The 22,801-nt window shown below is 47.4% G+C and carries 22 protein-coding genes; 17 read left to right on the top strand and 5 right to left on the bottom strand.

Annotated elements, in window-relative coordinates:
* Positions 1–7: 7 nt before the first annotated feature.
* Entirely contained in the window at positions 8–1,753 is a 1,746-nt protein-coding gene (locus HF638_RS00420; protein ID WP_169478428.1) for an ABC transporter ATP-binding protein, read from the bottom strand.
* Between the two features lie 486 nt (positions 1,754–2,239).
* Between HF638_RS00420 and HF638_RS00415 the strand changes: the two genes are divergently transcribed.
* The gene (locus HF638_RS00415; RefSeq protein ID WP_036609218.1) at positions 2,240–2,536 is read left to right on the top strand and encodes a HesB/YadR/YfhF family protein; all 297 of its coding nucleotides are present in this window, start codon (positions 2,240–2,242) and stop codon (positions 2,534–2,536) included.
* Positions 2,537–2,606: 70 nt separating this feature from the next.
* Positions 2,607–3,056, top strand: coding sequence for an NUDIX domain-containing protein (locus HF638_RS00410; protein WP_169478427.1), 450 nt, complete (start codon positions 2,607–2,609; stop codon positions 3,054–3,056).
* Between the two features lie 94 nt (positions 3,057–3,150).
* On the opposite strand, the gene HF638_RS00405 is transcribed toward HF638_RS00410, so the two are convergent.
* The 3 genes from HF638_RS00405 to HF638_RS00395 all read right to left on the bottom strand — a co-directional run bounded on the left by HF638_RS00405 (position 3,151) and on the right by HF638_RS00395 (position 5,303).
* Positions 3,151–3,663, bottom strand: coding sequence for a hypothetical protein (locus HF638_RS00405; protein WP_036609214.1), 513 nt, complete (start codon positions 3,661–3,663; stop codon positions 3,151–3,153).
* 192 nt (positions 3,664–3,855) lie between these two features.
* Entirely contained in the window at positions 3,856–4,299 is a 444-nt protein-coding gene (locus tag HF638_RS00400; RefSeq protein WP_169478426.1) for a DUF441 domain-containing protein, read from the bottom strand.
* Positions 4,300–4,304: 5 nt separating this feature from the next.
* Positions 4,305–5,303 carry a YpdA family putative bacillithiol disulfide reductase gene (locus HF638_RS00395; protein WP_169478425.1) on the bottom strand — a complete coding sequence of 333 codons (999 nt, stop codon included), beginning with the start codon at positions 5,301–5,303 and terminating at the stop codon, positions 4,305–4,307.
* A 177-nt stretch (positions 5,304–5,480) separates the two neighbouring features.
* Between HF638_RS00395 and HF638_RS00390 the strand changes: the two genes are divergently transcribed.
* The 6 genes from HF638_RS00390 (at position 5,481) to HF638_RS00365 (ending at position 10,727) form a co-directional block, all read left to right on the top strand.
* Positions 5,481–6,074 (top strand): DUF2087 domain-containing protein, encoded by a 594-nt coding sequence (locus HF638_RS00390; RefSeq protein ID WP_169479110.1) that lies wholly within the window; start codon positions 5,481–5,483, stop codon positions 6,072–6,074.
* A gap of 533 nt (positions 6,075–6,607) precedes the next feature.
* Positions 6,608–7,633, top strand: coding sequence for a ribosome small subunit-dependent GTPase A (gene rsgA, locus HF638_RS00385; protein ID WP_481856129.1), 1,026 nt, complete (start codon positions 6,608–6,610; stop codon positions 7,631–7,633).
* A gap of 56 nt (positions 7,634–7,689) precedes the next feature.
* A complete protein-coding gene (locus HF638_RS00380) occupies positions 7,690–8,028 on the top strand; it encodes a L,D-transpeptidase (protein ID WP_076318547.1) in 339 nt (112 codons plus the stop codon).
* A gap of 115 nt (positions 8,029–8,143) precedes the next feature.
* Positions 8,144–8,677 (top strand): GNAT family N-acetyltransferase, encoded by a 534-nt coding sequence (locus HF638_RS00375; protein WP_169478424.1) that lies wholly within the window; start codon positions 8,144–8,146, stop codon positions 8,675–8,677.
* A gap of 175 nt (positions 8,678–8,852) precedes the next feature.
* Positions 8,853–10,328 (top strand): aldehyde dehydrogenase family protein, encoded by a 1,476-nt coding sequence (locus tag HF638_RS00370; RefSeq protein ID WP_169478423.1) that lies wholly within the window; start codon positions 8,853–8,855, stop codon positions 10,326–10,328.
* Between the two features lie 246 nt (positions 10,329–10,574).
* Positions 10,575–10,727 (top strand): hypothetical protein, encoded by a 153-nt coding sequence (locus HF638_RS00365; RefSeq protein ID WP_167350850.1) that lies wholly within the window; start codon positions 10,575–10,577, stop codon positions 10,725–10,727.
* A 185-nt stretch (positions 10,728–10,912) separates the two neighbouring features.
* Here HF638_RS00365 and HF638_RS28475 read toward each other — a convergent pair whose 3' ends face one another.
* Positions 10,913–11,152, bottom strand: a complete 240-nt coding sequence (locus HF638_RS28475; protein WP_076330720.1) for a hypothetical protein — start codon at positions 11,150–11,152, stop codon at positions 10,913–10,915.
* A gap of 421 nt (positions 11,153–11,573) precedes the next feature.
* On the opposite strand from HF638_RS28475, the gene HF638_RS00355 reads away from it, so the two are divergent.
* The 9 genes from HF638_RS00355 to HF638_RS00315 all read left to right on the top strand — a co-directional run bounded on the left by HF638_RS00355 (position 11,574) and on the right by HF638_RS00315 (position 22,720).
* Positions 11,574–11,894 carry a hypothetical protein gene (locus HF638_RS00355; protein WP_169478422.1) on the top strand — a complete coding sequence of 107 codons (321 nt, stop codon included), beginning with the start codon at positions 11,574–11,576 and terminating at the stop codon, positions 11,892–11,894.
* Positions 11,895–11,946: 52 nt separating this feature from the next.
* A complete protein-coding gene (gene essC / locus HF638_RS00350) occupies positions 11,947–15,951 on the top strand; it encodes a type VII secretion protein EssC (protein ID WP_169478421.1) in 4,005 nt (1,334 codons plus the stop codon).
* Positions 15,952–15,967: 16 nt separating this feature from the next.
* Positions 15,968–16,798, top strand: coding sequence for a hypothetical protein (locus HF638_RS00345; protein WP_169478420.1), 831 nt, complete (start codon positions 15,968–15,970; stop codon positions 16,796–16,798).
* Positions 16,799–16,804: 6 nt separating this feature from the next.
* Positions 16,805–17,353 (top strand): WXG100 family type VII secretion target, encoded by a 549-nt coding sequence (locus HF638_RS00340; RefSeq protein WP_169478419.1) that lies wholly within the window; start codon positions 16,805–16,807, stop codon positions 17,351–17,353.
* 186 nt (positions 17,354–17,539) lie between these two features.
* Positions 17,540–17,815, top strand: coding sequence for a WXG100 family type VII secretion target (locus HF638_RS00335; RefSeq protein ID WP_017689071.1), 276 nt, complete (start codon positions 17,540–17,542; stop codon positions 17,813–17,815).
* Between the two features lie 158 nt (positions 17,816–17,973).
* Positions 17,974–20,049 carry a protein kinase family protein gene (locus HF638_RS00330; protein WP_169478418.1) on the top strand — a complete coding sequence of 692 codons (2,076 nt, stop codon included), beginning with the start codon at positions 17,974–17,976 and terminating at the stop codon, positions 20,047–20,049.
* A gap of 35 nt (positions 20,050–20,084) precedes the next feature.
* Positions 20,085–20,837, top strand: coding sequence for a vWA domain-containing protein (locus HF638_RS00325; RefSeq protein WP_169478417.1), 753 nt, complete (start codon positions 20,085–20,087; stop codon positions 20,835–20,837).
* A 10-nt stretch (positions 20,838–20,847) separates the two neighbouring features.
* On the top strand, positions 20,848–21,690 hold the full coding sequence (locus tag HF638_RS00320) for a hypothetical protein (RefSeq protein WP_169478416.1): 843 nt from the start codon (positions 20,848–20,850) through the stop codon (positions 21,688–21,690).
* 223 nt (positions 21,691–21,913) lie between these two features.
* Entirely contained in the window at positions 21,914–22,720 is an 807-nt protein-coding gene (locus HF638_RS00315; protein ID WP_169478415.1) for an SDR family oxidoreductase, read from the top strand.
* The last annotated feature ends 81 nt before the right edge of the window (positions 22,721–22,801 follow it).

The following is a 22,801-nucleotide window of genomic DNA, read 5'->3' as shown; positions in this document are numbered from 1 at the left end:
TGACCTCCTACGTGGACAAATTGGACTCGACCTGTTGCCGTTCATACTGTTCACGGTACCAGCCGTTCATGGCTAACAGTTCCTGGTGAGTACCTTCTTCCGTAATTTTCCCGTGCTCCAGTACGATGATTCGGTCAGCATGTTCGATAGCGGACAGGCGATGCGTCGAGATCAGCGTAGTTTTACCCGAGCGTTTGTTGCGAATATTTTCAATGATTTTAGCTTCAGTACGTGCATCGACCGCAGATAAGGCATCATCAAGGATCAGAATATCAGGGTTAGCAATAAAGGCACGCGCCAGCGATACCCGCTGTTTCTGTCCACCGGACAGAGAGATTCCTTTTTCACCAACAAGTGTATCCAGTCCATCCGATAAGGTTCCCAGATCCCCGTCAAAAGCGGCGGTACGAATGGCTTCCATGATCACTTCATCACTGGCACCATGCTTACCGAATTGAATGTTCTGACGAACTGATTTGGAGAACAGGACTTGTTCCTGTGGTACGTACCCGATCCAGCTGTGCAAGTCATCTTTGGCGATATCCTGAATCGGATGACCAGAGATGCTTAATGTGCCCGAACCGGCAGGGTATTCATGAAGCAGTTGTTTGAGCAAAGTAGACTTACCACTACCTGTACGGCCCACAACACCCAATGTCTGACCCCGTCGCAGCGAAAAGCTGATATGACTAAGATTGTCGACAGTGGAGCTAGGGTAACGGAAGGTAACATCCTGCATCGCAATTTCTTCCGGATTCGTAACGTGAGCAGGTTGCTCCACATCTTGTACGGCAGGTTCTACGGATAAAGTCTCGTTGACCCGATCAAGTGAAGCGCTACCGCGCTGCATCAGGTTAATTAATTCGCCGATGGCGAACATAGGCCAGATCATCATCCCCAGGTACATATTGAACGATACGAGATCCCCCAGGGTAATTTCATTATGAAATACAAGATATATGCCGTAGGCAAGTGCAATCACATAACTGAGTCCAACGAAGAGTCGGATGGTGGGTTCGAATAGGGCATCCATTCTGGCAACAGCCAGGTTTTTACGATATACATCTTCGGTCACATCGGCGAACCGTTTCTCATCCAGACGTTCCTGCACATAGGCACGCACGACACGAATACCGGCGATGGATTCCAGCACCTGGTCATTCATATCTCCGAATGCATCCTGTGCCAGTGTGTAACGTTGATGTACAGCTTTACCATAGATCATCATGGCAATGGCGATAAAAGGCAAAGGCAGGATTGCCGCCAGGGTCAGTTTCCAGCTGACCAGGAAGCCCATCGCGAACAATACGGTGGCCAGAAAGGCCGTAGAGTCTGTTAATGTCAGCATGCCGAAGCCTGCTGTAGTAGCAATGGAACGAAGATCATTGGTGGCCCGAGCCATCAGATCTCCTGTTCTGTTTTTCTCAAAAAAGGGCGGAGTCATCCGTAACAAGTGGTCCATGAAGCGTGAACGAAGCAGCCGTTCCACCAGATTGGCTCCACCGAACAGTTTGTGCATCCAAACGTATGTAACCAGATAGATAATGATGACCGTTCCCAGAATAAGCAAGATATAACGGGTAAGTGAGGCGCCTGTAATGGAACCGCGCACAATCTCGTCGATGGCATTGCCAAGAAGACGGGGAGGCAGCAGTTCGGCAACGCCCACCAGAATAAGCAAGATGACACCGGTCAGGTATCGTTTGCGTTCCAGCCGGAAGAACCAGGCCAGGTTTTTAAGTACAGAGAACAAGTGTTATCCCTTCCTTTCAATGTCCGTGAAATGCAGATTCCGTTCATGTATGCCGAAATGTACCCACAAAAAAAGACATACCGCACGCAGGCGGTATGTCTTCATATAATCATACGGCAGCATGGCTCCGAGAACAGAGCCGCCACCATACATAAGTTCGATTGTGAGTAAACATCACAGAGGTTCTAATGAAAGAACGCTTTGTCATGCCGACTTATGAACAGAATAATGATTTCGGGTGTACTCCGGTATTTAATTGTGTGCTGAATTGACCTATCATATGTTTGTTAAACACCGTAATCACCCTTTCTTTTTTTGGAAATAAATGCAATGTAGACCTCGTATGTTTGCATCTTAACATCGGCTTTTACAATCTGTCAAACATTTTTCACAACTTATTTTGTCTTTATGTGGTCACTGGGGTTTGTGTTCAGGTCCTTGTAGAGATATGATGGAACATATATATACAGAAGGAGCTGACACCAAATGAGTACCATACATGTATCCGATCAAGCTGCTCGCTGGTACAAGGAAGAACTGAATTTGAACGAGGGAGACAGCATCCGATTTTTTGCCCGTTATAGCTCTGGCGGAGGTCTTCATCCTGGATTTTCGCTCGGCATTGCTGTGGAGAAACCAAGACATCCTGCCGATCAAACCGAAGTGTCGGGGATTCAATTCTTTATGGAAGATCACGATTATTGGTATCTGAAAGGGCACCAACTGCATGTGGATATCGTTGATGAAGGTCAGGATATCGAGTATCGTTATACCGAAGTATAGGGTGTGTCTGTAAAGCAATAGATGAATCACAGGTCGCCACCGGCTTCCGAGTAGGAGGAGGGGATAAGCAGTGAATCTGCCAGCCCGAGATTTGGCCCAATATATCGCAAAACGCTCTCATATTGTTGTAAAAGCGGCGGTGCGGGCTGAGAACGAACAAGGTGAATTGCTGCTGATTCAGCACGCTGAGCATGGTCATTGGCGTATGCCAGCCGGTGAGATGCGTCCGGGTGAAGCCATTGAAGATGCCGCACATCGGGAGCTATGGGAAGAGACAGGTTGGACTACTGATATCATGACACTGGAAGGTCTGTATTCAGGGCCTGATCTTCGGTATGTGCATTCGAGCGGAGATGAAGAGTATTATGTCATTGCCTTGTTCCGGACACAGATCATTCAGGATGACCTTGTGGAATCACGTGTAAATAGTGATGCGGGTCTGAAGTTTTTTGCGCTGGAGTCGTTACCACCTCTGAATGAGATTAGCCGAATCCTGTTAACGCAGGATATTGCGGAATAAAATAAGTGTTGACGCAAAAATGACCTCGGTATCCACGACAAAGTGGGTACTGAGGTCATTTTTTTGTCCGATTTCCGTGCACTCCATGTATGAATTACACCTGATCCAGTGGTTCATCATCCATCGCAAAATCAAAATCATCAATATCAAATACCTGTACAGGTGATTCCGATTCAATAATACGTGCGATCAGTTCAACCTGATCGGTGAGAATCGGGATACTCAGGCGCTGAGATGTCAGCAGCAGTTCGGTCTCAATGGGATCGAAATATTCCCCGTACTGTGCCGTATCTATTGCATTGATAATGGCAATGGATACTTGGTCACCAAATAAAATGGAGGGGCTTTTGGCCCATGGAACAAGTAATGCACGCTCTATTTTTTTCTTATTCAGCGGTTCCTCGAAATAAGAAATCATTTCATTGATTTTGGATTTCACATGCTGATCATCTGCCGGGTTATCCATCATGGGATCAGGACTGGTCTGGAATTCATATAGCTCAAGGATGGTGGTATAAGGAACAATATATTCAACAGGCGCGGGCGGCGCTAGCAATTGACCGTAAATGGCCACCATCACGGCTTCTGTAATAAACTGACGTGACATGGTTCCTTAATCCTCCTGCGCCATTAATAGTTGCAAAGTGAATCTATAATTTCCTGCAACAGCATAACCACAAAATGGATTATTCTGCTGTAGACTCGTGTACATAATTTGCATGAATAGAAGTATATCACACAACGGTGGGAAATACAGCCAATCTGCAGAGCATGTCAGGTTACACCCGTACAACCTGGATCAGGATTTACCCAGTAGCAATGATAAAATTCCCGCCGCAATCAATGGACCCACAGGTACACCCTTGAACAGGGCAACCCCAAGTACCGTTCCGATTAACAGCCCTGCAACGACAGTTGGCTGTGTACCCATCAGCGTAGCGCCACGTCCTCCAAGATATGCCACCAGTAATCCTACGCCAATGGCGAGCAGTGATTTCCAGTGCAGGAAAGACTCACCGATCGTCTGCAGACTCATCTTGCCACTGGCAAGAGGTGCCATCACACCAATGGTCAGAATGATAATGCCCAGTGTAAGTCCGTATTTTTCAAGCCATGGAAATGCCTGATTCAGGTTCAGGACGCGTAGCAACAACAGAAATACCATCGCTACGGTCACCGGTGTGTTGTTGCTGATAATGCCGAGGGCCGCAAATCCGAGCAACAGCAGGGAAGTCATGTCCATGGTCTTCATTTCCCTTCAGTCTGTCCACGTTGTCTGCTAACGATATGTTCCGCAATGTACCTTCCATGCCAGCGTCCGGATTCAATAAAGACCTCATTGGCATTACGCCCCGAAGCGATGACTCCGCCCACGTATATACCAGGTACGCTGCTTTCCATCGTTTGCGCATCATACACGGGTTTATCCATATCATCGGACATCTCTACACCTACGGAAGCGAGCAGATGGCGATCCGGGCGGAAACCGGTCATGGCCAGAACAAAGTCGTTATCCAGTTCACTTGTGGAACCATCCGTGTGTATCAGACGAATCGAATCATCCAATATTTCATTCACGCGTGATTCTAGATGCAGTGTGATACGGCCTTTCGTCACCATGCTCTCGAATAGCGGACGTACCCATGGTTTGATGTGTTCTGACAGACCACTACCGCGATAAACCATATCAATATGTGCTCCGACACGAACCAGTTCCATAGCCGCGTCCACCGCGGAGTTGCTTCCACCAATAATGGCAACACGCGTACGGGTATAAGGGTGGGCTTCCCGGAAGTAGTGGGTTACTTTATCTTTGTCTTCTCCAGGGATGCCCAGATAGTTAGGATGGTCAAAATAACCAGTAGCTACAACTACATTACGTCCAACATGTACGATGGCCTCCCCGCGTCGATTGAGCGTATGTACCTCAAACGTGCCATCATCTTTACGTTTGATCTCACGGGCTTCCTCATAGTTATGAACACGCAGGCCAAAATGTTCGGCTACCCTGCGATAATAGGCAAGTGCTTCATAACGAAACGGTTTATCATTAGGTGTGCTGAACGGAACGTTTCCGATTTCAAGCAGCGGGGCTGTGCTGAAAAACTGCATATGGGTTGGATACAGATAAATAGATTGAACGATATTGTATTTCTCAACAATCACAGCGGACAGTCCCAGCCGCTCACATTCAATGGCAGCAGACAGACCGCATGGGCCTCCGCCGATAATAATGACATCTTCCATGTTCTTAATCCTCCTTATTTCAAGCAATATAATCCTACCGTAAATAACGGGTTAATGCCAGTTCAAGCGTGAGTTTAACTCATACAGGCTTCCTTGAATCAAAAGGATTGACGTGCAGAGAAGAAAAGACTAATATCAAATTAGATATATACCTAATTGAAAGCGAGATGAACGATGATGCAGCTGGAGAAAATTGTGGCTTATCATAAAGCGTTGGCTGACCCGACCCGGCTTCGCATGCTGCTGTTGTTGGCACAGGGTGAACTGCACGGACAGGCACTTGCCGAGCGGCTGAATCTGTCACAGCCAACCGTGACACATCATGCATCCAAGCTGAGAGAGGCGGCGCTGATTAAGGAAAGACGGGAGAAAAATACAGTGTATTTCACACTCAATCCTTCGTTTATCCGCGAAAATGCACAGGCTTCGGTTGATTTTATCTTTAATCGAGAGGAGGTTACGGATATGAGTGATGTGAACGAAACATTGAAAGCGTCTGTCATGAGAAATTTTTTCTCCAAAGATGGACGACTGCGTCAGATTCCGGCTCAATACAAGAAAAAGTTGATTGTACTTGGTCATCTGGTAGAGCAACTTGAATTTGGTCGGAAGTACACAGAGAAAGAAATCAATACATTTATACAGAAGTATCATGAAGATTTCGCCACCATTCGGCGGGAATTTATCATGCATCAGTTCATGTATCGGGAAGAGGAGATCTATGAATTGAATCCGAAGGAAATGTGGACGCGTTGGGATCAGGTCAAATAAGTTAAGGATGGTAAAATATATTTGGGCTTGACAACAGCAAACTTTAGTGTGTAACATAATGGATAATTCTACAAGGGAGGCGATTGTTTATGACAAACTTAAATGCAGTATACGTTAATTTGAATATGAACAGCGTCTCCGGAACGGATCAAAGCATGTAATTTTGCGTTAGCTGGATAGTATTATCCATTAGTAACGTGAAGTATCACATGCTCAGATGAAGCCACGGGTGACGCACCCGTGGCTTTTTTGTTTGCCGGTAAAAGGGTGTTCCTGAATTGCTTATAGCGGATGGTTAAGTATTCTGTCCGGTATATCTACGAGGAGGGATGATCTTTAATTCGGCTAACTACTTATTGCCGCGGGTGTATTTCTACTCGTGGTTTTTTTGTTTTGATCTGAACCGGAGATGATTGTTCACTCGGCTTGAACGAAGTAAACAACTTATTTTGGGAGGGATATTTATTTTAGATAACCATATTGAGAAGTACGGCTGGTCAGCAAAGTGGCAGGAACTGTGGCAAGAGACAGGGATGGAAGAGCAGGAGAAAAAGCCAGCCAGAATTATCGCAGACCATGGACATCTGCAACGTTTGATTACAGAAGAGGGCGAATGCTGGGGAAGAATTTCGGGCCGAATGCGTCATGATAGTCTGGAGACCAGCTTGGCACCAGCGGTTGGAGATTGGGTGGCCATTACAGGTCAGGCAGGTGAAGAAGCAATTATTCACAATCTGGTGCCCCGTCGGAGCAGGGTATCGAGACAGGCGGCAGGTCCGGTGACCAAGGAACAATTAATCGCCGCAAACGTAGATACACTGCTGATCGTTGCAGCACTTAATCATGATTTCAACCTTAGAAGGCTCGAAAGATACGTGCTGATGGCCTGGAATGGTGGCGTAAGGCCAGTCATTGTTCTGAGCAAAAGTGATCTGTGCAACAATGTGGAAGAACAGATTCGAAGTGTAGAAGGGATTGCTCCAGGCGTTGAAGTGCTTGCGATATCTGCAGTGGAGGGTCAAGGGAAATCCTTGCTGGAACGATATTTGCAGCCAGGGCTGACTGTTGCGCTGACAGGATCTTCTGGCAGTGGCAAGTCTACGCTGGTGAACTGGATGATGGGTGAGGATGTGCAGCTTACGCAATCCGTCCGCGAGGGAGACAGCCGTGGGAGACATACGACAACACACCGGGAGATGTTTGTACTTCCACAGGGAGCCGTATTGATTGATACTCCAGGAATGCGCGAGCTTAATCTCTGGGATGAGGGCAATGATGGGCTGTCGCATGCATTTGGAGAAATTGAAGAACTTGCGGGCACGTGCAGATTTCTGGATTGCAGTCATACACGGGAAGCTGGATGTGCAGTGAAAGAGGCCATACAGGATGGTTCATTGGATGAAAAAAGACTGAATAATTATCTGAAAATGCAGAAGGAATTGCAATATCAGCAGCGCAAGGAAGAAGTGGCATCCAGAAGGCGTACCGCTTCCAGTAAACCGGCCAGTAGTCGCAAACCCAAACACTCTCGTGGTGTGAAAGAGTGGGAGGAAGCCTGAAATCAGGCGGGCATCATCCGCTATCTTGCATAAGATAGGTCAGGAGGGATGTCATTATGCCAGATTATAGGATCATTGTCGATCTGTCTGACCATATGTTATATCTTCTGGATGGCAATCAGGTGATCAAGGGCTATCCTGTGGCCACCGGCAAGATGCTCACGCAGACTCCAAACGGGGAGTTCACTATTATTAACAAACAATCGAATCCAGGTGGGCCATTTGGCGTGCTCTGGATGGGACTGTCTGCTCCCCATTATGGCATACACGGAACCAATGAGCCCTGGTCTATTGGCAAATCCGTCTCCCATGGTTGTATACGCATGTACAACTCGGATGTACTGGATCTGTCTTCCAAGGTATCTGTAGGCACGAGGGTAACGATCCGGCCGTAGGGCCGGATTTTACTTTATAAGAGGTAGTTCATAGTGGATGAATTTGGAATTATAGAAAGAAGAACATATAATATGGTAAAGCTACGGCAGTTACGAGAGAAAGCGAGTGATAGCCATGCAGATCAGACAGGCACGTGAAGGGGATGCGCAGGGAATAGCCCATGTACATACAGAGAGTTGGAAAACAACGTATCGCGGAATTGTGCCCGACGATTTTTTGGATCATTTGACTACAGAATCAAGATTGTCCCAGTGGGAAAAGAATATTCGCTCTGGCGAAAAGGATCAGATCTTGGTAGTCGCTGAACAGCCTGATGGGAACATTGTCGGATTTGCTTGTGGGGGTAAGGAGCGTGAAGGCAAATTAGCTTATGATGGAGAGCTGTACGCCATATATTTGCTGAAGGAAGTGCAACAAACGGGTCTAGGTCAGCGAATGGCTACACATGTGGTTAATCATCTGCGAACCCTTAATATGAAAAGTTTGATCATATGGGCCTTGGAGCGTAATTCAGCTTGTCGCTTCTATGAGAAGATGGGAGGTACTCCAGTCCATACACAGTCCATCCGCATCGCTGGTCAAGATTTGATTGAAGTTGGCTACGGATGGGAAGATATGAGCTTCTTTGGAGACAAAAAGCCTGCCTGACAGATGAATGACGTGCAGGAGGTTGCAGAATAGTATGGATGGTGTTGTTTCCTTAAGCTTAGGGAATGGAAGGTTAATTCAGGTCTACGCGTTTGCGTAATTCTGTACAAGGTTAATGATGTATTACACCGTATTGCAGGTGTGACATTCAAACTTGATCAGGAGGCGTATTCCAATGACTTTAATGGACACCGAACATACAACATGGACGAAACAATATATTAATGGCCAATGGGTAGAGGGCTCCGGCGAGAAAACAATGGAGAATATCAACCCTTATACGGGAGAAGTTATTGCCACGTGGCGTTCTTCCAATAAGAAAGACATAGATAAAGCTTATGAGTCGGCTCAGAAAAATTCGATAGAATGGGCGAAGTCTTTACCCGCTGAGAAGGAAGAAGTATTGCGTAAAGTTTCTTCCCTGATGGCAGAGCGGAAAGAGGAAATCATTCAGCTGTTGATCACGGAATCCGGGAGTACCCGCATCAAAACGGAGGCGGAGTTCGCAGCTGCCAAACGCATTGTGGACGAAGCAGCCTCTTTTCCCTATCGGATGAAGGGTGAGATTATCCCGTCCAATACTCCTGGCAAAGAGAACCGTGTGGTTCGTGAACCCAAGGGAGTGATTGGTGTCATCGGACCATGGAATTTCCCTTTGCATCTATGCCTGCGATCCGTAGCTCCGGCGATTGCTCTTGGCAATGGTGTGGTTATTAAACCAGCATCGGACACTCCGATTACGGCAGGCTGGCTTATTGCCGATTTGTTTGAACAAGCTGGTCTGCCTGAGGGCGTACTGAATGTCGTTGCTGGAAGTGGCAGCGAGATCGGGGATTACTTTGTCGCTCATCCGGTTCCGAAAGTGATTTCATTTACGGGTTCCACAGAAGTTGGACAGGGGATCGGTAAATTGGCGGGTGAACATTTGAAAGAAACAGCACTGGAGCTAGGCGGTAATAACGCCATGGTTGTGCTGGAAGATGCGGATATTGAACGTGCTGCCGAAGCTGCGATCTTTGGCAAGTTTCTGCATCAGGGACAGATCTGCATGGCTCTGAATCGTATCATTGTGCATGCCGATATTTACGACAAATTCGTCGATTCATTTGTTGCCAAAACGAAGAATGTGCAGGCAGGTGATCCAGCGGATGCCAAAACACTGGTGGGTCCTCTCATTCGGGAAAAAGAGGTAGAACGATTGCTGGAGCTTGTGAACAAATCCAAAGCTGAAGGAGCGCGGTTATTGCTCGGAGGGACCAGTAAAGGCAGTGTGCTTTCTCCTACTGTACTTGCCGATGTCAAACCTGAACAGGATATCGTGCAGCAGGAACTGTTTGGTCCAGTGGCAGTAATCATGAAGGCGCAGGATGAACAGGAAGCTGTACGTTTGGCGAATAATACTCCGTATGGACTTAGTGGTTCCGTATTCACCACAGATCTGAATCGAGGATATAAGGTTGCCCAGCGAATTGAGTCTGGCATGGTACATGTGAATGATCAGTCTGTGAACGATGAAGCACATGTGATGTTTGGCGGTGAGAAAGCATCGGGAATTGGACGCTTCGGCGGTGATTGGGCGATTGAGAAGTTTACACGTACGCGTTGGATCAGTATTCAGCACCAGTATCGGGATTATCCTGGAGTATTATAAGTCGAAAAATAGTGAATTAACAGGGTCACTTTTGGATGATTGCAACGGGTTACTGATAGATCGACAAATCATGCGAAAGTCCGTCTCCAGCTTGGTGGTACGGGCTTTTTGTACAATTGTACACCTCACAAAAATACTGTTTCACATGAGAGTGAAAAATCTGTTTGGGGCTGTCTCTATCTGGTTATTTATGGATACACGGAAGAACCGATCCGTAAATCCAATGGCAAAGGGGCCTTAAAATTCATGTCCATTGACCGCTTTATTCTGAGGAAGCTGAATACCTGTCAGGAAGAACATACACGTGCCAATTTGGTTAGACTGTTTGTTATTCGTATTCGTAAAGCCGAGATTGCGGAAGAGCATGATGCCGCCTATGTCCTAAGCAAACTGAATTGAGTGATGACCGGTATTGATCCGCGATCCACTGTTGACGTGTATACACCTCAAAAAAGGAAGCTTGTCTATATAAACTGTACCCTATAGAGTAGACACTTTAAAAAAAGTCTCTCTATGGGGTACAGTTTAATAACGACAGCTTCCTTTTTCATGTCTTGTAATGAACACGGCTTAATGGACTTCTTTTAATATAACGATAGAGCAAGGGAGTCATTTTCACTGCGACTGTGGAGAATGGCTTCTCCATTGACAATCTCAATACTAATTAAAGAATGCAGACATTTTTGGAGTGCGCGTTTACCGTTGCTAATTTTATGCTCCAGAGCACTGCTAAGCAATCTTAATGTCTTCTGCATAGGTTGTTTGTTTTCTTGATTAAAATATACAGGGATTGATTTGTTTTGAAAGGTTATTAGGGTTCTCACTTGAAATCACCTCACGGTTGTTATTTCATACAGGTAATATTAAATACCAATGCTTAAAATTACCTTAAAATCAGCTTATGAAAACATAAAGGTGGGTAATGTTTGAAAAGTGTTCACAATTAGATTGTGGGCGAAGGAATAAAAGTCCTGAAAAACGGAACTTAATTACCATTTAAATGGAATGAAAACAAAAAGTTTCGCATCCTCGCAAGTTTTAAATGCATAACTGCCACGAAAGTTCTGAGTCGAATGTACGATATTTTAATATATACGTGGGTCATATGTAACAAAATTACAGGTGGCACATTGCAAATAGGGTGTTTATGTAAGAAAATAGGGTTGATATAACGATTCATTCTCTTTTTTTTGATTTAATCTGACATTAGGACAATTTACATATGAGACCATGGGAGGGATTCAGATGATTCTAACCGTGTATTCCGGCCGCGAGGAAGGCGAATGGTTCGACATCGAGGTTCCGGACGAATGTACCATTGAACATTTGAAGACATTACTCGGCGTTCGGATTTTTGGACAGGCACCGGGAGACGGCATTCAGTACATCCTTGAGGCCAAGTTTCCGGAAGGTCTGTGGTTCTCTCCGCAGAACACGCAGCAGTTAATGGAAACAGGGTTGCGACAAGGTAGTTGCGTCCGTGTCCAGCGGGCTTTTTCAACGACTTCGGAAGAAGCGCCTGTATATGGAAGACGTTCATTGTTTCAGCAGGACAGCAACGAATAGGGCTTTTGAACGTATACATTCTATTGAACGAACTAAAGGAGGTCTTCTCTTCGTGAATGTGTTATATCAGCGTTCTCCAAGAATGACACCGGTTCTCAAGGAAGAGGGACTCGAAATACTCAGGCCTCCAACAGAACCGAGCAAACCCACGTTTTCCATGATATCCATTATTGTGCCGATCATGATGACTATGGTCAGCATTGGTTTCTACGTATATATCAACATGACCGGCAAAATGAACAACAGCAATTATATGATGTTTCAGATGATGACGGTCATGATGATGCTTACTTCTTACACCATTCCATTCTTCGTGTATTTGAGCAACAAGAAATCATATCGCAAAAAATTGGAAGAACGCAAAACCATGTACCTTGCTCAACTCGACAAACACCGGGAAGAATTGAAGGAAGCGCAGGCGGAGCAAGTAAAGAGCCTGTACGAAATTCATGGTGATCCGGGTGTGTGTCTTCAAGTGGTGAAGAACCGGAACAGTTCCTTGTGGGAACGTTCACCAGAGGACGATGATTTCCTTCAGGTGCGTATTGGTACGGGAGAGATTCCATTCCGAATCAAACTTCAGGTTCCGCGGATTGATGGCTATGAGAAGGATGAGCTCATTGAAGCGGCTCATGAACTTGCGGCTGAATTCCAGACGGTACCGGATGCTTCCATTACATTGCCTTTGTTCCAATCAAAGGTGATGGGACTGGTCGGTGATCGGGAGGAAGTTCTTGCTTCCCTGCGAGTCATCATCTCACAGCTGACAGTACGGCATTCACCAGATGAACTCAAGCTTGCTGTATTCTATGAAGAGAAGGACAGCAAGGAATGGGATTGGCTTCGCTGGATGCCCCATATCTGGGATGAAGACCAGGGACAACGCTATATGGCCGACAGGCACAGCGGTGCGCATCAATTAGCGGACAGCTTGTTTTCCGTGTTGAACCGGCGCCGTAACAATAAGGAAGACCGTTACAAGAAAAGCGTGCAAACGCCGTGTTACGTTGTGATTCTCTCCGATACGCAATTAATTGAAGAAGAACCGTTGCTTCCGCTGCTGCTGGAGTCGGCTCAGGAGATTGATGTATGCACCATCATACTGGCTAATCGCAAAGAGTCTCTACCGATGCATTGTCAATTGATTATGGATGCCTCCAAAGGCAAAGGTGTGTATATCAAAAAAACGGAAGATGCAGATGTTATTCAACAAACGTACAAGCCCGATGTGATCTCGAAAGAGATGGCAGAGGCGCTTTCCCGTTATATGTCACCGATCCGCTTGAAGCGTTCATCTGCTTCGGATATCCCGCAAGTGCTCCCGTTATTCGATATGCTGAGCACATCACGGGTGGAGGATCTGGACGTGGTGTCCAGGTGGGGACAGACGAGATATCCTGACACGCTGCCCGTCCCGATGGGTGTAAGAGCTGGCGGCAAGAAAATTGCGATTAATCTGCATGACAAAATTGAACGTCAGGGTCATGGTCCTCATGGTCTGATTGCAGGTACAACCGGTTCAGGTAAAAGTGAAGTTATCCAGTCCATCGTAGCCTCACTGGCTGCTGAATTCCATCCACATGATCTGGCCTTCATGCTGATTGACTATAAGGGTGGCGGGATGTCCAACACATTTGTCGATCTGCCTCATGTGGTCGGTACAATCACCAATCTGGATGGAAATCTGATTGAGCGGGCGAATATCTCACTTCGTGCCGAATTGGTCAGAAGGCAAAAGATATTAAATGATGCGGGAAACCTCCAGCACATTGATGAATATTACAAAATTTTGCGTTCCAGACATGAACAGCCACTGCCACATCTGGTCATTATCATTGACGAGTTTGCTCAATTGAAGCGGGACCAGCCGGAGTTCATGGATGAATTGATCAGTATCGCGGCCATTGGCCGGACACTTGGCGTTCATCTAATTCTGGCAACCCAGAAGCCAGCCGGCGTTGTGGACGATAAAATATGGAGTAATTCACGTTTCCGAATCTGCCTTCGCGTACAGAGTGAGGGAGACAGCAGGGACATGATCAAGATTCCGAATGCTGCCTGGATTACGAAGCCTGGGCGTGGATATTTTCAGGTCGGCAGTGATGAAGTATTTGAAGAAATGCAATTCGCCTGGAGTGGTGCGCCTTATAACCAGCAGGAGGATGCAACGACTGTATTACCTGTTATGGAAGTACGCTTGAACGGTAAGCGGGAACCTCTGTTAACTGGAGAGCGCCGAGCTGTTCTCAAAGGTGAAGATGTTCCGAAACAGCTTCAGGTGTTTATTGACTATGTTGCGCAGTCTGCAGCGGATGCAGGTATCCGTCGTTTGCCAGGACCATGGTTACCACCTTTACCAGAGACACTGGAATGGGAAAGTCTTCCTGACTGGCAGGAAGAAGAGAATCGTGATCTGTTGCTTGATGGCGGGGCGAGTGGTCTGAAACCACTGGTTGGTTTGTTGGATGATCTCCCTAATCAGCGTCAGCAGCCACTTGCATTGCCTATGGATCAAGGCCATCTGGTCGTGTACGGCATGCCAGGACTGGGCAAAACAACATTTGTTCAGACCTTGCTTATGTCTCTGGCTCGTTCCCATAGAACTGAGCCTTGGCATGGTTACATTATCGACATGGGCCGTATGATGAAGGACTTTGCAGCACTACCTCAGATCGGTGGCGTGATGATGGCTGAAGAGGAAGACCGGATCAAGCGGTTATTCCGCTATATTCTTAAGCTGTCAGCACAACGCAAAGATATCATCTCGGAGGCGGGGGTTAAAACGATTTCGGCGTACCGCCGGACAGCTCACGCGGCTGTCCCGCAGGTTGTGGTCGTTATCGATGGTTATCTTTCATTCCGCAATGCCTATCCGGAAGAAAATGAACTTCTGGAGACGATCCTGCGTGAAGGCGGAAGTTTGGGTATCACCTTTGTGCTCACCGCCAATCGGGTAACAGATGTATTTGAAAAATTCAGAAGTAATATTCCCAATGCGGTTTCATTTGAGTTATCCGATCCAAGCGATTATTATTATGCCGTGGGAAGACCTTCCAAGGCGCCAAGCCAACTTCCGCCAGGAAGAGGCCTGGTCAAAGGGCAAGTGCCTCCATTAATGTTCCAGGCGGCATTACCTTCTTCAGGGGCAGATGAGGGCAAGCGTTCATCGGCACTGCGCCGTACGATTGCTGAGATTCGCCAAGGCTGGACAGGGGAAGAAGCGCCGCAGATTGCTCCACTACCGGAAGAGATCAAACTCAAGGATCTGCTGATTCGGACAGGATCATATGGTCAGGCTTGGGATACATCGTCTGTAACGGTGCCTGTGGGATTGCTTACGGATGATCTGGAACCATTCCAGCTTAATCTGCGTGAAGGTCCACATTTCATGGTAACGAGTCCGATGGAAGGCGGCAAAACGACATTTTTGCTGACCTGGATGTTATCACTGGCTTATCATGCTTCTCCGGAAGATGTGCAAATATACACGGTAGATATGCGTTATGGCTCAGGTGGACTGGGGGAAATCAGTAGTCTGCCCCATGTCCGTGGACACGTATCGCGAGAAGAACAGCTTGCACCTGTGATTCAACAGTTGTACGATGAAGTTCTGAAAAGAGGCGAGATTTCCGGTGGACCGGAACTTGTGCTCGTCATCGATGATGCGGACACCTTGTCCAAGCAGCTAAACGATTTTAATGTAAAAGATCAATTGGGAGCGATTGTTCGTCAAGGAAGGGATCGCGGTGTACACGTGATTCTGTCCGGGGTTCCGGCAGACTTCCCGACCTTCGGTTCTGACTGGGTAACGGATGTGAAGGCTTCCCAGAGCGGAATGCTGTTCGGGACTTTAGACCCTAACGATCTCTCGTTCTTCCGTATACCTTATTCGGAATCCGGGGGTAGTACAGGTGGGCTGAAGGTACTGCCTCCGGGTCAAGGTTATTATGTAAAACGTAAATATTCCAGGGTTAAAGGTGCAGTTCCATGTGATGACAGCTGGAAAATGACCGATTGGATTTCTGAAATTCGTGACCGATGGCATGTTGTAGTTTGAGGGGAGGTGGCTCATAATGTTGACGGTTCATGATTCTAAGCAAAAGGTAGTCACGTTACAAACAAAAGAACTTTTTTTCCTGGCCGGTATTCTCGGTTCAGACCGACTACTTGGTGTGGAAGATCCGTTTCGCGGCTATATGGCGGAGGATATCGCGATGGAGTGGGAGCGCGTCAAGGCCTCCCTGCTTGACAAAGGATATCTGATTCAGGATCAGGAGACGGATGAGCTGATCATGACACCGACCGTTTTCTCCAGGGTAGCCATTGCCGGACTGTCCGACAGAGCTTGTTGGATTCGCTACACGATCAACGGCAAGTCGTATGAGAGTTATATACACTGCACGGATGAGCGGGTCGTTGAAGTTTCCCGTGTTGCCGACGTACCGGACTCGTTCCGGCTCAGCGATCTGGGAAGTGTTCGTGAAGCCATTGATGTTCTGATAGAGCGGATGAAATGGAGCGGCCATTCTCCTGCAGAGAAACCGGCATTAATGTGCTCCAAGAAAAAATTCTATGATGTTATGAATGAGCTGGAAAACAGCGAGGTACAGACGGTAGCTGATGAACTCGCTCAGGAGACAAGTGATCCTGAGGGTTCACTTGCGCTGGCACGCTGTCTGGTGGGTAAGGAGTCAGATGGGGAGCTTCGGTTGCTTGTGTGGAATGAAGAGGGATGGAAGTCGCAGTCAGCAGCATTTGCTGCAAGTGCGGTATCCAACTGGCTGTTCCGGATGAGCACTGCCGCTTCAGATGATTGGCTTGTTGCAGCACTGACGACTAGAGAACAGTTTCACGAGATGCTGCTGGACTGGCTTAAACAGCCTGCAGGGGAAGAGGAAAGGTGATGGTAAATGCGCATTCGTGTGGAACCGGATGTGCTTCGGGCACTGAGCAGGCAGATTCAGTATGCAGCGGAGCAAATACAGCAAAAGATGGCAGTGTTGGATCAGGCGATTCATTCGCTGGAGTGGGAGGTTGAATCCCGCGCAGCGGTGATGAATGAATGGAATCACAGTAAACGACTGGGCGAGGATGCGCTTCGTCGATTGATGGACTTAAGCGTACAGCTGGGACGCAAAGCGTTGTTATTCCAGCAGGCAGACATGGAGTATCGTTCCGTGCTGAGTCATGTGAACACAGCCTATGGTAATGCGGTCAATATGCTGAATGTTCTTCAGAACAACCGTACAGGAGAAATCATGCCTGCACATTCTGCAACTGTAGCTGTAGTATCCGATCCCCTTTCCGCAATGGCGGCCGTATATCGTGTACAGGATGCCGCTCCGCCTGATGGCTCCCCGGCTACACTGGTACAGGCCATGCAGCCTGAGCCTGTAGCATGGAGATTCACAGACCCTTCCTTTCGGGGAAGAAGAGGAACCGAGCCTGTGGTTTCCTGAACAGGGTGAATAAAAAGGACAGCAGGAAGTGAATATTTTTTTGTAAATAGGCTGTTAGGAGAAGTTTCAAGTGCTGAAAATGGGGTAAATAGGAGTAGGTCCTTCGGCTTTTGTCCGATCGATCCTGGTATAGTACAATTTGAACAAGTAAAAATTTAATTGCACAAACCAAGGAGGAATTTACCAATGGCAGGACGTATTTTAGTTACCCCAGAGCAGCTTGATCAGGTTTCCAACCAATTTAAACAAAGCGGTGAGCAAAGTCAGCAAATCGTATCTACATTGACTCAATCCATCACAAGCATGGAAGGACAATGGGAAGGTATGACAAAGCAACGCTTCTTCCAAGAGTTCCAAGAAGCTAGCAAACAAATGCAATCGTTTGTTCAAACGCTGAACAGCATCAGCGCTGAACTTACAGCTATTGCTAACAAATTCCGTACAGCTGACCAAGCTCGTTAATCTGCTTTACATAGATCAGGCCGATGTGAAGTCTGAGTTCGTCCTGAGTTATAGGTGGGTAGCAAGCTGAAGATGTACAACTACAGCAAAAACCGGGCGTTTTCACAACACCCGGTTTTTGCTGCAACTATGACACTAAGACAGAGAGAGGGATAAGCATGTCTTTTCAACCAAATCCCGGGGATGAAGTGGTGATTAACGACATTGCCTATACGATTGGGCAACATCCGGCTGCGCCGGGTCTGGCTTATGCCCAAGCCGGAAGGCAGGGGATTGTTTATCAGTTGATACCCCGAAATGGTCCCATTCATGGGGCCAAAGCACTAAAAGTATTTTTTCCTAAATTCCGTATTCCGGCTATGGTATATCAGTCTGAGCATATGGAGTCTTATAGTGAACTGCCAGGTTTGCAGGTATGCAAGCGTGATGTGCTCACTCCGGAAAGAAACGGAGCGCTCATTGGAAAACATCCCGATCTGTTATATGCGGTGTTGATGCCATGGGTGCAAGGTCAGACCTGGTTCGATGTGATTAGCGATCAGAGACAGCTGACGGCAGAGGAGAGCCTGAAGCTGGCTAGAGCGCTTGCCGGAATAGGTTCGGCTATGGAGCAACGTGGACTGGCTCATTGCGATATGTCCGCTCCCAATGTAATGATTCCGTTTTTTTCCGAAGTGGAGAACCTGGGGAAGACGTCTGCGGTAGAACTGGTGGATGTCGAGCAAATGTATGGTTCCAAGATGGATCGTCCGGATGCCCTGCTTGCCGGGTCACCCGGTTATGCGGCCCATCGAACAGTGCACAGTGGTTTGTGGAGTTCATATGCTGACCGATTTGCCGGAGCCGTTATTATTGCTGAGATGTTAAGCTGGTCGGACCCTGTGATTGTAGAGAAAGCCTGGGGCGAAAGCTATTTTGATCAACATGAAATGCAAACGGTGAGTGAACGGTATTATGCGATGCGGGAGTCCCTTGAGAAGCGTTGGGGTTCCAAATTGTCTGAGCTGTTTATTCGCGCCTGGGAAAGTCACGATCTGAGCAGTTGTCCGACGTTTGGGGAGTGGTATGTTGCACTGGCTGCGGTAGATGTGCATCAGGCTAATGCGGTTGCTGCTGCGACACTGGAAGAAGGCGCTAACCAGCCGGAAGCTGTTAATGCAAATCTGAGTAAGAACTCAGAACCTGCAAGTGAAACGTTGAATGCTAAAAATAGGAAAAATCCCCAAGTGCAGCACTCTCCTGATCAGGAAGCGGTTGTGAACCGTCTGTTCCTGCAAGCAAGAGCCCTGGAGGACGAAGATAAACCAGCGGCTGCACTGGAAGTGTACCGCTCGTTGTATCACTTCATTCCTCATAACAGTGCGATGCAGATGGAAGTTGAAGCCGCAATCAAGGAACTGGATGCGAAGCTCAATCCGAAAGAAGACACAGACAAGCCCGTACCTGTGCCATTCTACAGATCCAAAAAGTTCATGATCTCCTCTGCTGTACTTATTGTATTGCTGGCAGGTGGTGTGCCAACGGTCAAAATACTCGCCGATCAGGCAGAGGTGAAGCAACAAGAACAGCAGGAAGCCACACGACTGGCGGAGGTCAAGGCTGCGGAAGAGGCTGAAGCTGCGAAGGCTGCTGCACTCAAGCAGCAGGAAGAGCAAGAGAAGCAAAAGGCTGCGGAGGCCGCAAAACTGGACGCAGAGGAAAAGAAAAAGCTCGCTGAAGCCAAGCAGAAGGAAGCTGAAGCGAAGAAAAAAGAAGAAGAACGCAAGGCATTACAGGCCAAGTACGACAAGCAGGCTAAATATGAGGCTTATCTGGTGAAGCAGGAGCAGCAGAAGAAAGAAGCTGCCAAGAAAGCGGAGCAGGAAAAATACGATAAACAGGCAAAATATGAAGCTTATCTGGTCTGGAAAAAAGAGAATGATGCCAAGCTTGCCAAACAGGAAGCAGAGCGTAAGGCGGCAGCCGAAGTTAAACGTCAGCAGGAGATCGCTCAGAAAGCCGCGCTCAAGAAAAAACGTGCCCAGAATGTGGTCACGCTGATTGCTCATTACAATAAAACGTATAACGCTCAAAAAGGCAGAAAAATTGAAAATGCGGAATCGTATGCCCGTGATTTCAAAAATCTATATAATACCGATGCTGCCTATTTCAAAGGTGTCGGCAAAGTGGCCGCTCGAATGAGCGCCATTAACAAATTCCTGAGCAACAACAGTTATACGTTGCCTAACTTATAAAAAAACAAGTGAACGATGGAGGTGACTCACCCTAGATGAACTACACGATTCAAGCATCGCAGCGTACACCTGCACTTATTATATATTTAATTGATATTAGCGCCTCCATGAATATGGTTCTGGAAAATCGTCGTCGGATTGACGTCGTCTATGATGCTTTATCTCTCGCGATTCGCCAAATGGTATTTCGGTCCACCAAGGGAAATCGACTGACACCTCGCTATCGGATAGCCATATTAGCTTATAGCGATGATGTATATGACTTGTTGAACGGAATCAAAGGGATTGACGAGATTGCTGCAGTTGGTTCTTTGCCTGATCTGACACCGAGACGCTTTTCGGATTCTGCGAAGGCTTTCCTACAGGCTGAGAAGATACTACAGGCCGAAATTCCGAATATGCAGGATTGTCCTGCGCCACTCGTATGCCACATGACGGATGGGGTAGCTACAGGTGAAGATCCTGAGCCTATTGCGAAAAGAATCATGGGCATGAGTGTACCTGACGGCAATGTACTGGTGGAGAATATCTTTATATCCGATCATCTGCTGGAAGGGCCGATCACTGAACCTAGAAGATGGAAGGGAATCTCTTCGGAAACGAATCTTCAGGATGAGCATGGAGAGAAGTTGCGTAACATGTCATCCGTCCTGCCCGAAAGTTATCGGGAAATGCTTGTTGAAGCTGATTATTTGCTTGCACCCGGTGCACTCATGATGCTGCCAGGTACCTGCGCAGAATTGGTATCGATCGGGTTCCAGATGTCCGCTGCTACGCCTGTGAGATAGGAGGGGAATCATGAGAGCAATGCGTTTGGCAACATTGTCTGCTGGAGATAAGGGGGGCCATGCCGAGCAACGGCATGGCAACTTTCGCTATGTGAGTGTACAGACCGGTGAACAGCCACTAACCCGCTACCAGGGTACATTCAAATGCAGGTATGGTTATGGCAGAGCGGCAGAGACGGTTAATCAGGGAGATACCGGACAGGACTTTGCTGCGGTACGTATGAATGGGAATGTCTGCAATTTTGTATTATGTGATGGGGTAGGCATGAGTTATCTGGGAGACTTTGCAGCACGTTTTCTGGGGAATGCTTTGTTGGAGTGGCTGGAAACGACGCAACACCCGACGGAAGAGGGCGTTGAGCGTCTTCTTCATGATCTGACCCTTCCCGCATCCGAGCAACTGGAGAAATTACAACCACTGGATAGCTCCCCTCTGTTGCTGCGTGAAGTGTTGATGGAGAAGCGAAGCCGGGGCAGTCAGGCCATGTATGTGTGTGGACGGATTGAGCTTACGGGAGGAGGCCGCAAAAGCCGTGTGTGGCTTGCGTGGCAAGGAGATTCACGTATTCGCCTCTGGCGTAATAACCAGGAACAGTCTGACATGTTCCAGGCACAGTGCAAGACGAATGAGCGTTGGTCTACACTTGAAGGACCTGTCGGTGGTAAGCCGCACATCTGCGAGATGAAAGGGTCCGTAGGCGATTCACTGCGTCTTCAGTTATACACGGATGGATTAAATGATCTGGATGCCATCCAAGCTTATGTGCCCGATGAACACATTCAGGTACTGCTGGATGCTACACATACCGGCGGTCTTGAAGATGATGCCGCTTTCATTGAGTTGGAATGGTAAGTGCCGGTTATAAAGTTGTGGACCGATCCTGATGTTGCTGTGACATTGGTGTAGATCAACTGTGAAAAAACTTGCTGGTGTTGATTTAAAAGACACTCTTTTTGGGTAATCTTGTGAAGAATTGACTTTAAGTACGTGTTCAAAAAGGTCGCTTTTCAGTACCAATGATGAGCTTGAACGTACATTCTTACATAATTGCTAAAATGAAGGAGTGGAATGGATAATGACACAACATAACGGCAAGTCACGTTTCCAAGGCAAGGTTGCGATTATTACCGGAGCAGGCTCCGGAATTGGGAAGGCTACTGCGGTCAAACTGGCAAAAGAGGGTGCAAAAGTTGCACTGTTTGATCTAGTGAATGATCGAATCTCGGAAACGGAAGCTGAGATTAATGCGCTGCAGCCTGGTGTGGCAAGAGCATTCGATGTAGACATTTCCGACCCGGCACGTGTGGAAAAGGCAGTGCTCGAAACCGTGGAATTATTCGGTGGTTTGGATATTGTTTTTGCCAATGCCGGTATTAACGGAGTATCGGCACCCATAGAGGATATTCAGGTTGAAGAGTGGCAACAGATTATGACAACGAACCTGAATGGTACGTTTTTCACTGTTAAATATGCATTGCCTCACTTGAAAAAACGAGGCGGTGGCAGCATTATCATCACGAGTTCCATCAACGGAAATCAACGCTTCTCAAGCTTTGGCATGTCGGGGTATAGCACGTCCAAGGCAGGGCAGGTTGCATTTGCGAAGATGGCAGCGCTTGAGCTGGCAAAGTTCAAGATACGTGTAAACGTGATCTGCCCAGGGGCGATTGCGACGAATATCGATCAAAGTACGGTCAAAACGGATGATTTGCAGCAGATCATTATTCCAATGGAGTTCCCGGAAGGACAGCAGCCACTTGCGGACGGGCCGGGTCAGCCGGAACATGTTGCGGATCTGGTAAGCTTCCTCGCATCGTCTGAATCCAGACATATTACCGGAGCAGAGATCGTCATTGATGGTGCCGAGTCATTGCTCAGCTAAGTGAGCATTCTGGATCAATTTTATTTTTGCTGAAATAAGTATGTCTGCGATAGTCGTTCCTCTGGGACGGCTTTTTTTGTT

It is taken from the genome of Paenibacillus sp. SZ31 (genome assembly GCF_012912005.1).
GTDB lineage: Bacteria > Bacillota > Bacilli > Paenibacillales > Paenibacillaceae > Paenibacillus.
This window is presented reverse-complemented; position numbering and strand designations above follow the sequence as displayed.